This is a genomic window from Pseudomonas sp. 8_5_2 (assembly GCF_059295255.1).
Genome location: NZ_CM181238.1, coordinates 5,050,521 through 5,063,000, shown reverse-complemented (window position 1 = coordinate 5,063,000; position 12,480 = coordinate 5,050,521). Strand labels below are relative to the sequence as shown.

Genomic DNA, 12,480 nt, shown 5'->3' with positions numbered 1-12,480 from the left:
GCCGGGCACCTGGGTTGGTCAGGGTGGCATTGTGCGGCAGAAGACGGGTCAGGTCATGTCCGGATGCGCAGGGTGGTGCTCTGAATGAGACACACAGGCCCGTACCGGTCCTGAAACATGATCATGAGAAATTCTTGAGTTCATCTCAAATTTAATGAGTTTGTTTCAAAAGGCCATCCGCCGGAAAATTCTCTTATTCATTTATGCAGGCTAAGGGACAACACATGGCACTGGCACACAACCTGGGCTTTCCACATATCGAAGGTGACCTCGAGCTGCGTGCGCGCCACTGGCAGATGCAGAAAGACGCCGGCATCGAGCTGCTGTCACTCGGCAACACGGCATGGGGCGATCACGCGCTGGCCACTGGGGATCAGCCGTTTGCCGTGAACTGGGAGCATCTCTTCGAAGAAGTGGAGCAAGCCAAGGCGCTTGGTCATACGGTCAAGCCGGTGCTGATCGGCCCTTTGACCTACCTGTGGCTGGGCAAGACCCACGGCGGCGACTGCGACAAGCTGGAGCTGCTCGATCGCCTGCTGCCAGTGTATGACCAGGCCCTCAACCGCCTGGCTGCCCTGGGCGTCGAATGGGTGCAGATCGATGAGCCGATCCTCGCCCAGGCGCTGCCACAGGACTGGAAAAACGCCTACGAGCGCGTCTACAACATTCTTCAGCGCGCTCCGCTGAAAAAGCTGATCGCCACTTACTCCGGTGGCCTGGATGGCAACCTCGGCCTGGCCGCCAACCTGCCGGTCGATGGCCTGCATATCGACCTGGTCCAGGCCCCTGAGCAGTACCCGACCATCCTTGATCGCCTGCCGACCTACAAGGTGTTGTCGCTGGGCCTGATCGACGGCGCCGATGCCGCACCTTGCGACCGGCAAACGACCCTGAACCTGCTGCGTGATGCTCACGAGCGCCTGGGTGAGCGGCTGTGGCTGGCGCCCTCCTGCTCGCTGCTGCGCAGCCCGGTGGAGTTGGCCGTGCAGAAATGCCAGCAAGTGGCGGCGCTGGCGGCGGAGCTGCAGCAGAACCGCATCGCGGCTTGATCATGGGTGGCCAGGGCAGGCTACGTAAAACCCTTGTAATGCCGGCTCAAATCAATCCGGGATCAACGCTCGATCGCCAGAGCCACCCCTTGGCCACCGCCAATGCACAGGGTAGCCAGGCCTTTCCTGGCATCGCGCTTGATCATCTCGTGCAGCAAGGTCACCAGTACCCGGCACCCGGACGCCCCAATCGGGTGGCCGAGGGCAATCGCCCCGCCATTCACGTTGACCCGCGAAGCATCCCACTCCAGTGCCTTGCCCACGGCCAGCGCTTGCGCGGCAAAGGCTTCGTTGGCTTCGATCAGGTCCAGATCGGCCAACTGCCAGCCGGCTTTGTCCAGGCAGCGCTGGGTGGCCGAAACCGGGCCGATACCCATGATCGCCGGGTCTACACCGGCGCTTGCATACGCTGCCACCCTGGCCAGCACCGGCAAGCCCAACGCCTTGGCTTTGCTGGCACTCATCAGCAGCACGGCGGCGGCGCCGTCATTCAGGCTGGAAGCATTGCCTGCGGTGACGCTGCCATCCTTCTTGAACGCCGGGCGCAGTTTGCCCAGGGATTCGGCGGTGGTGTCCGTGCGTGGTTGTTCGTCACGGGCAAACACCTTTGGGTCGCCCTTTTTCTGCGGTAGCACGATTGGGGTGATTTCGTCATCGAAACGGCCAGCCTCGATAGCCGCCACCGCTTTGAGCTGCGATTCGGCGGCGAAGGCATCCTGCTGTTCACGGCTGAGGCCGTACTTGGCCACCAGGTTTTCGGCGGTGATGCCCATGTGGTAGTCGTTGAACGCATCCCACAGGCCATCGGTGATCATGCTGTCGATCAGCTGGCCATGGCCCATGCGCTGACCGGTACGGGCCGAGGGCATCACGTAAGGGGCCAGGCTCATGTTCTCCTGGCCACCGGCAATCACCACCTCGGCGTCACCGCAACGGATGGCCTGGGCCGCCAGGTGCAGGGCCTTGAGGCCCGAGCCGCAGACCTTGTTAAGGGTCAGGGCCGGCACGCTGAAGGGCAGGCCGGCCTTGATCGCGGCCTGGCGTGCAGGGTTCTGCCCGGCGCCGGCGGTGAGCACCTGGCCGAGGATCACTTCGTCGACCTGTGCCGGGTCCAGCCCGGTCTGCTCCAGCAGGCGCCTGATCACGGCGGCGCCGAGGTCTACCGCAGGCACAGTGGCCAGGGCGCCCTGGAAGCTGCCGATGGCGGTACGGGTTGCGGCGACGATGACCACGTCGTTCATGTTGTTGTTCTCCGTGCGATGGGCGTAATGCTCCAAGCATCGGCGGCTTTGGCTTATTTGTTAAGTTTGTTTTTCTTTGCGATTGATGTGAAAAACAAATGAATGGGCGCAATATGGCCACCCCATCTACGCTAATGGATGTGCTGTTTCAACCCAACTGAATGGAGCATATGCCCATGCGCATACTGATCGCTCTGACCCTCCTGATCGGCAGCAGCACAGCATTCGCCGCCACCCAGTGCACCACCGCTGAAAAGAGCACCTGGCAAGACCAGGGCAAGTTTCAGCAGCAGCTCAAGGAGCAGGGTTACAAGATCAACAAGTTCAAGGTCACCAAAGGCAACTGCTACGAGATCTATGGTTTCGACAAGGATGGCCGCAAGGTCGAGATCTACCATGATCCGGTGAGCGGCAAGGCAGTGAAGACCGAGTACCACGATTGAACAGCGCTGGCACGGTGCAGCTGTGGGACCCGCTCCTGCGGCTGTGCCACCTGTCGATCGCGGCCGTGTTCTTTGCCAACTACTTTTTCAACGAAGAGGGCGACGACTGGCATCAGTGGCTGGGCTACTACGCGTTGGCCTGTGTGCTCCTGCGCCTGGTCTGGGGTTTCGTCGGGCCGCGCAGTGCGCGCTGGGTCGATTTCTGGCCTACCCCGGCGCGGTTGGCATGGCATGCCCGGGCGCTGCTGCGTGGGGAGCCTTGCCACCGCCTGGGGCATTCGCCGATCGGCGCACTGGTGATGCTGCTGATGCTGGCCGGCATTGCCGGGCTTGGCCTGACCGGCTGGGCATCGCAGGAGGTGGATGCGCTGTGGGGCGCCGACTGGCCCAACGATGTACACAGCTGGCTGGCCAACGCCGTGCTGGCGCTGGTCTGCGTGCATGTGTCGGCGGCCATCTACGAGAGCGTGCGTCTGCGCGAGAACCTCCCGTTGTCGATGATCACCGGGCGCCGACGGCACCGCGATTGACTGTGCTAGACAGCCGGGCATTGATGGGTAACACAGTGAATCCCGCCACCCCCGGCAGCAATGGCATCAATGTCCAGCTGTACGATATCCCGCCCCGGATACAACGCCGCCAGCAGCGCCCGTGCTTTCTCATCCGCCGGCGCATCGCCAAACTGCGGCGCAATGACAGCGCCGTTGATCACGAAATAATTGATGTACCCCGCCGCAAAGTCATCATTGCCTTTGCTGAACCTGTTGCGTCGACCGCGCTGCGGCGGCGACACCACGTGTACCTGCAGTTTGCGACCTTCGGCATCGGTAGCCCGTTGCAGAATCGCCAGGTGCTTGCGCGTCACGGCGTAGTCATATGAATCCGGATCGTTGTCCACGTTGGCAATCACTACCCCTGGCCGCACGAAGCGGGCATAAAAATCCACATGTCCATCGGTGATGTCTTGCCCGGCGATGCCCGGCAACCAGATGACTTTGCCCAGGCCCAGGCGCGCCTTGAGCTCGGCCTCGACCTCGGCCTTGCTCCAGCCTGGGTTACGGTTGGCACTGACCCAGCTGCTCTCGGTCATGATGCCGGTCCCGTGCCCATCCACTTCAATGGCGCCACCTTCACCCACCAGTTCGCTGCGCTGGTAGCGAGCGCCAGCCAGGGCGGCAACGCGCTTGGCCAGTCGGGCATCGTTGCGGTGGCGCTGCTTGTTGCCCCAGCCGTTGAAGTTGAAATCCACCGCCGCCAGGGCGCCGTCATCATCGACGACGAAGTTGGCGCCGCTATCGCGCATCCATATGTCATCCAGCTCGCACTCGACAAAGCTTGTGCGGTGGCTGGCGCAGTGCTGCTCGGCCAGCTTGCGTTGGCTGGCCCGGCAGAACACCGTCACCGGCTGATAGCGGGCGATGGCTTGGGCAATCCGACCGAGGGTGGCTTGCACGTCGGCGGTGAAGTCCTCCCAGATGGCATCCTGGGCACCAAAGGCGATGAAGGCTCGCTGCTGTGGCTCGCCTTCGTCCGGCATGAACCAGCGCCCCGGTTGTTCAGCGCGGGCCAGGGCCAGCGGCAGGCCAAGGCCGGCGCCAAGGCCGGCAGCCAGCGACAGTTGCAGTACGGTTCTACGGGTTGGCATGGCTCAGTCCTGTGCAGTCTTGAAGCGCGTCCACACGCGCATGCGTGCACGCATGTCGGCCTGTGGGATATCGCGGCCCGGGATCAGCCGGGCATAGGTGGCTTGGTCGAGGTAGATGTCGGGGTTGTCACGCATCCGCGGGTCCACGGCCTGGCGCGCCTTGGCGCTGGCAGTGGGGTAGCCGGTGAAATTGCTGATGGCAGCCATGTTTGCCGGGCGCATGACGAAGTTGATGAAACGATAGGCGTATTCCGGGTGCCTGGCATCGGCAGGGATCGCCATGGTATCCATCCATACCGTGGTGCCCTGGCGGGGCACGCGGTACTGGAAGTCGAGGTGCTTGCCGGCGCCCTCGGCGGTGCGCTGCGCCTGGATCACATCGCCGCTGTAGCCCAGCGACAGGCACAGGTTCTCGTTGACCAGTTCGGTCACCGGTTGCGACTGGAACTTGCGCACGTACGGGCGGATGGCCTTGAGCAGTTCGCTGGCGGCAGCCAGGTCCTCACGCTTGGCACTGCGTGGCTCGCGGCCCAGGTAGTTGAGGACCACGGCCAGCACCTCGTCGGGCGAGTCGATCACCGAGATGCCGCAATCGGCGAACTTGGCAGCCAGCTCGGGCTTGAACAGCAGGTCGAGGTTGTCCAGCGGCGCATCGGGCATGCGCTCGCGTACTTTGTCGGCATTCACCGTCAGGCCGATGGTGCCCCAGGTGTAAGGGACGGTGGCCTGGCTGGCCTTGGGGTACTGGGCATGCAGTTTGCGCAGGCCGGGCTCGATGTCGTCCAGCGCTTCCAGGCGGCTGTGGTCCAGCGGCTGCAGGCTGCCGGCGCGCATCAGGCGCTCGGCCACGGTATCACCGGGGAACACCAGGTCGTAGCCGCTGCGCCCCGACATCAGCTTGGCTTCGAGCACCTCGCTGCCGTCCATGACGTCGTAGATCACCTGAATACCGGTTTCGGCTGTGAACTGCTTGAGGGTGTCCTCGGCAAAATAGTCTGCCCAGTTGTACAGGCGCAGCACGGGCTGCTCGGCCTGGGCCTGGCTGGTGCAGGCGACCAGCGCCAATGCGGCTAGAACGTGGCGTTTCATGCTCAGGCCCTCAGGGTGTGTGGGTGCGTGCCATCCAGGGTCAGCAGCGGGGCGTACATTTCTGGGCGGCGATCACGGTAGATGCCCCAGCTCAGGCGGTCCTCGCGCATGCGCTGCAGGTCCAGGTCGTGCAGCCAGATGCCACTGCTGTCGCGGTCGGCCTCGGCAAGCATGGCGCCCTTGTGGTCGCAGATGAACGACGAGCCATAAAAGCGCATGGCCAGCGATGTGTCGCTGGCTGCGACTTCCTCGCCAACGCGGTTGGCCGCGACCACCGGTAGCAGGTTGGCGGCGGCGTGGCCGCGCATGGCCACCTGCCAATGGTCGCGTGAGTCCAGTTCGGCGCAGCCGGGCTCGGAGCCGATGGCGGTGGGGAACAGCAGCACTTCGGCGCCCATCAGTGCCAGGCAGCGGGCCGTCTCGGGAAACCACTGGTCCCAGCAGATACCAATGCCCAGGCGGCCGAAGGCGGTGTCCCAGACTTTGAAGCCGGTGTCACCGGGGCTGAAGTACTCCTTTTCCTGGTAGCCGATGGCATTGGGGATGTGGGTCTTGCGGTAAACGCCGAGCAGGCGACCGTCAGCGTCGGCCACGCTCAGCGAGTTGAAGAAGGCATTGCCGGCGCACTCGTACCAGCTCAGCGGCAGTACCACGCCCAGCTCGCCGGCCAGCGCCGCGAAGCGCTGCAGGATCGGGCTGTCGGGGTAAGGCTGCGCCAGGGCCTGGTGCTGGTGGTTTTGTTCGATGCAGAAGTACGGGGTGGCGAACAGCTCTTGCAGCAGGATCACCTGGGCACCTTTGGCGGCGGCCTGGCGTACCAGTTGCTCGGCGCGCTCGAGGTTGTCGGGCAGGTTCCAGCTGCATGGCATTTGCGTGGTGGCCACGCGCAACAGGCTCATGGCTGCACCTGCGGCTGTTGCTGGGTGATGCAATGGATGCCACCACCGCCGTGGGCGATGTGGTCGATACGCACGGGCACGATCTCGCGGCCAGGGAAGGCGTGGGCCAGTTGCGCAGCGGCCTCCTGGTCGGCGGCGATACCGTAGGCGGGCATGATGATCGCGCCATTGGCGATGTAGAAGTTGGTGTAGGAGGCACAGAACACCTCGGCGCCCGGATCGACAGCATCGCTGGCCTCGTACAGGTCGAGCAGTTCGAAATGGCGGCCCCGGGCATCGGTGGCGAGCTCAAGGGCGCGGCGGTTTTCGCGCACCACTTCGGCGTACACCGAATGCGCGTCATGGGTAGCGTCGACCAGCAACACGCCTGGGCGGGCGAATGCGCAGACGCCGTCGACATGGCCGTCGGTCATGTCGCCGGTGACGTATTGCGGGTCACCCGGCAGCCAGATGGTCTTGCTGATACCCAGGTACCGGGCGAAGCAGGCCTCGAACTCAGCCTTGCTCACGCCTGGGTTGCGGTTGGGGTTGAGCAGCACCGACTCGGTGGTGATCAGCGTGCCTTCGCCATCAACATGAATTGCACCGCCCTCGTTGCACAGCGGCGTGCTGAAGCCGTCCAGACCCAGCTGGTCAAGGATGCGCCGACCCAGGCTGCGGTCATGGCCATGTTGCGACTTGCCGCCCCAGGCATTGAAACGCCAGCTCAGCCCGGCCAGGCCATGCTGCGGGTGCCAGATGAAGCTTGGGCCGCTGTCACGGCACCAGCTGTCGTCCACGGCCAGTTCGATCAGTTCGATATTGGCGCTGCACAGGGCACGCGCGCTTTCCAGGGCCGATGGGTCGACCACCATTTTTACCGGTTCGAAGCGGGCGATGGCGGCTGCGACCCGTGCATAGTCACGCTGGACGTCGGCCAGGGTCACCCGCCAACCGGCTTCCCACAGCCCTCGGTTGTGCGGCCAGACCATCCAGGTTGCAGCGTGGCGGGTCCATTCGGCGGGCATGCGCCAGCCGCTGTCGGGGGACAGGTGCATAGTGAACTCCAATCTATTAAGGATTTTCATCAACGAAGCCCGCCGTCGCGGGTGTTGATGTCCATGCTATGGCTAGGATTGCTTGGCGACAAACGATAGATTTAGCGCATATCTGATCAGCAGGGCTTATCAATAATGCTTAAACACTGGCCACCCCTGAATGCCCTGCGCGGTTTCGAGGCCGCAGCGCGGCTGGGCAGTTTTCACAAGGCTGCCGAGGCGCTGAACCTGACCCAGTCGGCCATCAGTCAGCAGATCCGCAGCCTGGAAACCTACCTTGAGCAGCCGTTGTTCCATCGCAGCGGGCGTAGCGTGAGCCTGACCGATGCCGGGCACGACCTGCTCAGCACCACGCAGTCGTTGTTGCAGCACCTGGCCGTGGGCATTCGCCGGCTGGACCAGTACCGCAAGCCCAACCAGCTGGTCGTCAATACCAGCCCGGCGTTTGCCAGGCACTGGCTGCTGCCGCGCCTGGCCGACTTTCACCAGCGTTGCCCGCAGGTCGACCTGTGGCTGTTCACCAGTTTCGAGGTGCCGGACATGGCCACCGAGACCATCGACCTGGCCATCCGCGACGACCTCAGCGCCCAGGCCGAATGCAGCTTCAGCGTGTTGCACCAGGACCTGCTGTACCCGGCCTGTCACCCTTCGCTGCTGGCGGCAAGCGCGCGCACCACCTTGCACGGCGAGCGGGAAATGGACTGGAGCCACTGGCAGCTGGAAGGCGGGGAGGATGTGGGGCAGCAGGGCAAGGGGCTGAATTTCTCCGACCCCGGGCTGTTGCTGGATGCCGCCAGCGAAGGGTTGGGGGTGGCTCTGGTCAGCCAGCTGCTGGCGCGGCGGGCGGTGGAGGAGGGGCGGTTGCAGGCGTTGTCGGTGCAGCGGGTGCGCGGGCCGGCGTGGGCCTGCCTGGTGCACCGGGATAGTCAGGATGACCTGTTGGCCAGGCAGTTTCTGGATTGGTTGAGGGGGGCTTTGGCCTAAGCGTGAGTTTGCCTGCACGGGCCCCATCGCCGGCAAGCCAGCTCCCACAAGTACCCAGCGGTGCTGAAGGTCTGCGCCGTCTTTGTGGGAGCTGGCTTGCCGGCGATGGGGCCGGTGCAGGTAAACCACTGTTTTGCATCCCTCGGATCACCCCGTAATATGTGTCGGATAACCTGCGGGGGTAGTCTCACCCTCTGATCAATCGGAATCGCCCAAGGTGGCGCTTCCCTGCATAAACCTGACGAGGTACAGACATTGGCCATCATTCATCCTAAGGTTCGCGGTTTCATCTGCACCACGACTCACCCGAAGGGCTGCGAGCTCAACGTCCGTGACCAGATCGAAGCCACCCGCAAGCTGGGCGTGCGCGAGGATGGCCCGAAGAAGGTCCTGGTCATCGGTGCTTCCAGCGGCTACGGCCTGGCAGCCCGCATCACCGCAGCCTTCGGCTTCAAGGCCGACACCCTGGGCGTGTTCTTCGAAAAGCCAGGCACCGAGACCAAGGCCGGCACCGCTGGCTGGTACAACTCCGCCGCCTTCGACAAGTTTGCCAAGGCCGAAGGCCTGTACAGCAAATCGATCAACGGTGACGCGTTCTCCGACGAAGCCCGTGCCAAGGTCATCGAGCTGATCAAGAACGAAATGGGCGGCAAGGTCGACCTGGTCATCTACTCGCTGGCCTCGCCAGTGCGCAAGCTGCCGCAGAGCGGTGAAGTGATCCGCTCCGCGCTCAAGCCGATCGGCCAGCCGTACAAGTCGACCGCCATCGACACCAACAAGGACACCATCATCGAGGCCAGCATCGAGCCGGCCACCGAACAGGAAATTGCCGACACCGTTACCGTCATGGGCGGCCAGGACTGGCAGCTGTGGATCGACGCCCTGGCCGGCGCCGACGTGCTGGCCGAAGGTGCCCGTACCGTGGCCTTCAGCTACATCGGCAGTGACATCACCTGGCCGATCTACTGGCACGGTGCGCTGGGCCAGGCCAAGCAGGACCTGGACGACACCGCCCTGCGCCTGAACCAGAAGCTGGCCGGCGAAGTGAAAGGCGGTGCCAACGTGGCCGTACTGAAGTCTGTGGTCACCCAGGCCAGCTCGGCCATTCCGGTGATGCCGCTGTACCTGTCGATGGTGTTCAAGATCATGCAGGAGAAAGGTGTTCACGAAGGCACCCAGGACCAACTGGACCGCATGTATCGCGACCGTCTGTATCGCGCCGATGGTGCGCCGGCCGAAGTCGACGAAAAGGGCCGCCTGCGTCTGGACGACTGGGAGCTGCGCGACGACGTACAGAACGACTGCAAGGCCCTGTGGCCGCAGGTGACAACCGAGAACCTGTTCCAGCTGACCGACTATGCCGGCTACAAGAAGCAGTTCCTCAACCTGTTCGGCTTCGAGCGCGCTGACGTCAACTACGACGAAGACGTGGCCACCGATGTGAAGTTCGACTGCATCGAGCTGTAATCCTTTCAGCCTGTACCGGCCAACAATCCCATGTGGGAGCGGGTTCATCGAGGCGTCGAACCGCCGCGAAATGGCCGGTACAGGCTGTATGATTTTTGCTAGTTTTGGCGCACAACAACAGGGAATGCGCCATGAGTAGCCACACCCAACCCGCCACCCCGTTTCGCCAGGCCACAGCCGACGGCTATAACCTCGGCGGGTTCCGCTGGCGCCACGCCAAACCTGACCCCCAGCGCCCGCTGGTGATCATCAACGCTGCCACTTCGGTACGCTGCCGCTATTACTCCCGTTTTGCCGACTACCTGTTCGCCCAGGGCTGCGATGTGCTGACCTACGATTACCGTGGCATCGGTGAATCCCGCCCAGCTTCGTTGCGTGGCTTTCAGGCGACCTGGAGCGACTGGGGCCAGCTGGATTTCGAAGCCATGCTGGCGCATGCAGCCGCCCATTTCCCCGGCCAGCCGGTGGACGTGGTTGGGCACAGTTTCGGTGGTTGTGCGGTGGGCCTGGCGCCGTCGGCGGGGCAGATACGGCGGGTGGTGATGGTGGGGGCGCAGTTCGCCTACTGGCGCGATTACGCAGCGGGCCAGCGCTGGCAGCTGTTGGGCAAGTGGCATGTGGTGATGCCGCTGCTGACCCGGGTGTTCGGCTATTTTCCCGGCAAACGCCTGGGTTGGCTGGAGGATACGCCATCCGGCGTGGTGCAGGACTGGACCACCCGTACCCCGCGCTATGAGCAACGCCCCAGCGGGCGTGGCCTGGCTGCGCTACCGTTCGCCCAGGTGCGGGCGGCGACGCTGGCTATCAGCTTGACTGATGACCCGTTCGGCACGGTGGCGGCGACCGAGCGGTTGCTGGGCTATCTGCAGCATGCCGAACGCCGGCACCTGCGCATCGCCCCTGTGGATATCTCGGTGAAGGACATCGGCCATTTCGCGTTTTTCCATGACCGGTTTCGCGAAAGTTTGTGGCCGGTGGCGTTGCAGTGGTTGCAGGCTGGAGGGTTGGAAGGTGGGGTGCCAGGAAGGATCATGAGCTGATGCTGCTGGCTCTGGCCTCATCGCCGGCAAGCCAGCTTCCACAGGGCTTGCCTCAGCCTGAGGTCAGTGAGATGCCCATTGGAGCTCTGTGTTGCCCAACATAGACTGGCTGGCGCGATTCCTGTGGGAGCTGGCTTGCCGGCGATGGGCTGCAAAGCAGCCCCGGCAATCTCAAGCCTTGCGCGACAGCGGCTGCGCTGCAAACTTGACGCCCGCCAGCCCATGCGTGATCAGCGCACGGATATTTCCATGGTCGCTACCCTCAGGCGTGGCCAGCACATCACGGTAATGCTCGCCAAAGGCCAACAGCGCTTCCTGGTCGCTCAGGCCTTCCAGCACGGCCAGGCCCAGGGTCTTGCACGACCCTTCGTTTTGCCCTGCAGCGTTCTCCACGCCGCCATTGTTGAAGGCCTGCGGCTGGTAACTGTAGTGCTCGGCAATGAATGCCAGGGTGTCGGCAAACAGGTGTTGGCCGCCGGCCAGGCTGGCGCGCAGGGAGTTCAGATCAGTCACGAGGTTTTCCTTTTTCAAACGCCGCGTGTTGCTCGGCGCTGGCTTCTTTCTGGTGTTGGGCTTTCCACTCGGCGTAAGGCATGCCGTACACCGCTTCGCGGGCGTCATCCAGGCTCAGGTCGAGCTGACGCTCGTCAGCCGCGGCCTTGTACCACTTGGACAGGCAGTTACGGCAGAAACCGGACAGGTTCATCAGGTCGATGTTCTGCACGTCGGTGCGTTTCTGCAGGTGTTCGACCAGGCGCCGGAACGCGGCGGCCTCGAGTTCGAGCTGTTGTTGTGGGGTCATGGGGTTTCTCTCAGGTCATGCGGTTCTTCAGGTGGCGGCCACCGTTGATGACCACCTGGCTGCCGGTGCTGTACTGGCTGGCGAGCAGGTACTTGACCGTCTCGATCAGCGGGCCGGCACCGGGTTCGAACTGCAGCAGGGCCTTGTTCAGGGTCTGCTGGCGGTAGGCTTCGTCACCCCCTTCCTTGAGGATCAGCAGCCCGGGGAGGATACCGTTCACATGCACCTTGGGCGCATATTTTTCGGCGAACGACAGCACCATGTTCTGCAGCGCGGCCTTGGTCGCGGCGTAGCCAATGTGGCTTTTGCTGCCGCGCGAAGAAGTCTCGTCGCAGATATGGATGATATCGGCCTTGTCCACCTTGGTCAGCAGCTCGCCCAGGGCCAGGTTGAGGTGGTAGGGCGCTTCGACGTGCAGGCGGAACATGGTCTCGAGGTTGTCCAGGCCGTCATCGAGCCACAGCGAGGCGTTGTGGATGATGGCGCGCAGGCCGTCGTAATGGTTGTGCAGGTGGTCGATCAGCGCCAGGCGGTCGGCCGCCTGGCACAGGTCGGCCTGGAACTGCACGATGTTCGGATGCGCTGCTGCTGGCTGGGTGCTGCGGCTGGCACTGACCACCGTATGGCCGGCCTGTGCCAGTTCAAGGGCCAGGGCCAGCCCGACGCGCTGGCTGGCTCCGGTTACGAGAATGGGGCTGTTCATGTTCGGGCTGGTCAACTTGTCTGTCCGTTGGTTGCTGCCCAGCATACCCGAACTGTTTGGCGCATGGGTGGCCTGCCCTCG

At 63.6% G+C, this 12,480-nt stretch carries 14 protein-coding genes; 6 read left to right on the top strand and 8 right to left on the bottom strand.

Translation table 11 applies throughout. The annotated features are described in order from the left end of the window. The first annotated feature begins 224 nt into the window (after positions 1 to 224). Positions 225 to 1,049 (top strand): 5-methyltetrahydropteroyltriglutamate--homocysteine methyltransferase, encoded by an 825-nt coding sequence (locus tag AC5O5R_RS23195; protein ID WP_172224031.1) that lies wholly within the window; start codon positions 225 to 227, stop codon positions 1,047 to 1,049. A 62-nt stretch (positions 1,050 to 1,111) separates the two neighbouring features. On the opposite strand, the gene AC5O5R_RS23190 is transcribed toward AC5O5R_RS23195, so the two are convergent. Next, positions 1,112 to 2,290 carry an acetyl-CoA C-acetyltransferase gene (locus tag AC5O5R_RS23190; RefSeq protein WP_494514759.1) on the bottom strand — a complete coding sequence of 393 codons (1,179 nt, stop codon included), beginning with the start codon at positions 2,288 to 2,290 and terminating at the stop codon, positions 1,112 to 1,114. A gap of 176 nt (positions 2,291 to 2,466) precedes the next feature. Here AC5O5R_RS23190 and AC5O5R_RS23185 point away from each other — a divergent pair, with 176 nt between their 5' ends. Continuing rightward, positions 2,467 to 2,733, top strand: a complete 267-nt coding sequence (locus AC5O5R_RS23185) for a PepSY domain-containing protein (RefSeq protein WP_172232661.1) — start codon at positions 2,467 to 2,469, stop codon at positions 2,731 to 2,733. After that, positions 2,730 to 3,263, top strand: coding sequence for a cytochrome b/b6 domain-containing protein (locus AC5O5R_RS23180; RefSeq protein ID WP_172232664.1), 534 nt, complete (start codon positions 2,730 to 2,732; stop codon positions 3,261 to 3,263). The genes AC5O5R_RS23185 and AC5O5R_RS23180 overlap by 4 nt, the downstream gene beginning before the upstream one ends. Positions 3,264 to 3,268: 5 nt before the next feature. On the opposite strand, the gene AC5O5R_RS23175 is transcribed toward AC5O5R_RS23180, so the two are convergent. Genes AC5O5R_RS23175 through AC5O5R_RS23160 form a run of 4 tightly spaced genes read right to left on the bottom strand, consistent with a single transcriptional unit; the run spans position 3,269 to position 7,403 of the window. Continuing rightward, positions 3,269 to 4,378 (bottom strand): agmatine deiminase family protein, encoded by a 1,110-nt coding sequence (locus AC5O5R_RS23175; protein ID WP_172232667.1) that lies wholly within the window; start codon positions 4,376 to 4,378, stop codon positions 3,269 to 3,271. A 3-nt stretch (positions 4,379 to 4,381) separates the two neighbouring features. Further along, the gene (locus AC5O5R_RS23170) at positions 4,382 to 5,467 is read right to left on the bottom strand and encodes an extracellular solute-binding protein (RefSeq protein ID WP_494511675.1); all 1,086 of its coding nucleotides are present in this window, start codon (positions 5,465 to 5,467) and stop codon (positions 4,382 to 4,384) included. Between the two features lie 2 nt (positions 5,468 to 5,469). Then, positions 5,470 to 6,366 carry an N-carbamoylputrescine amidase gene (gene aguB, locus AC5O5R_RS23165; protein ID WP_494511674.1) on the bottom strand — a complete coding sequence of 299 codons (897 nt, stop codon included), beginning with the start codon at positions 6,364 to 6,366 and terminating at the stop codon, positions 5,470 to 5,472. After that, positions 6,363 to 7,403, bottom strand: coding sequence for an agmatine deiminase family protein (locus tag AC5O5R_RS23160; protein ID WP_494511673.1), 1,041 nt, complete (start codon positions 7,401 to 7,403; stop codon positions 6,363 to 6,365). The genes aguB and AC5O5R_RS23160 overlap by 4 nt, the downstream gene beginning before the upstream one ends. A gap of 135 nt (positions 7,404 to 7,538) precedes the next feature. Here AC5O5R_RS23160 and AC5O5R_RS23155 point away from each other — a divergent pair, with 135 nt between their 5' ends. The 3 genes from AC5O5R_RS23155 (at position 7,539) to AC5O5R_RS23145 (ending at position 10,894) form a co-directional block, all read left to right on the top strand. Next, complete coding sequence (locus tag AC5O5R_RS23155; protein WP_172228466.1) at positions 7,539 to 8,387, top strand: LysR substrate-binding domain-containing protein; 849 nt, start codon at positions 7,539 to 7,541, stop codon at positions 8,385 to 8,387. Positions 8,388 to 8,642: 255 nt separating this feature from the next. Continuing rightward, complete coding sequence (gene fabV, locus AC5O5R_RS23150; RefSeq protein ID WP_172228468.1) at positions 8,643 to 9,854, top strand: enoyl-ACP reductase FabV; 1,212 nt, start codon at positions 8,643 to 8,645, stop codon at positions 9,852 to 9,854. Between the two features lie 131 nt (positions 9,855 to 9,985). Beyond that, a complete protein-coding gene (locus AC5O5R_RS23145; protein ID WP_172228470.1) occupies positions 9,986 to 10,894 on the top strand; it encodes an alpha/beta hydrolase family protein in 909 nt (302 codons plus the stop codon). A 171-nt stretch (positions 10,895 to 11,065) separates the two neighbouring features. Here AC5O5R_RS23145 and AC5O5R_RS23140 read toward each other — a convergent pair whose 3' ends face one another. From AC5O5R_RS23140 to folM, 3 genes are read right to left on the bottom strand one after another with little or no spacing between them, the layout of a single operon-like run. After that, complete coding sequence (locus tag AC5O5R_RS23140; protein ID WP_172228472.1) at positions 11,066 to 11,407, bottom strand: HopJ type III effector protein; 342 nt, start codon at positions 11,405 to 11,407, stop codon at positions 11,066 to 11,068. After that, the gene (locus tag AC5O5R_RS23135; RefSeq protein WP_172228474.1) at positions 11,400 to 11,696 is read right to left on the bottom strand and encodes a DUF1244 domain-containing protein; all 297 of its coding nucleotides are present in this window, start codon (positions 11,694 to 11,696) and stop codon (positions 11,400 to 11,402) included. Before AC5O5R_RS23135 ends, AC5O5R_RS23140 begins: the two co-directional genes overlap by 8 nt. Before the next feature lie 10 nt (positions 11,697 to 11,706). After that, positions 11,707 to 12,444 carry a dihydromonapterin reductase gene (folM, locus tag AC5O5R_RS23130; protein ID WP_172228476.1) on the bottom strand — a complete coding sequence of 246 codons (738 nt, stop codon included), beginning with the start codon at positions 12,442 to 12,444 and terminating at the stop codon, positions 11,707 to 11,709. Positions 12,445 to 12,480: the final 36 nt, after the last annotated feature.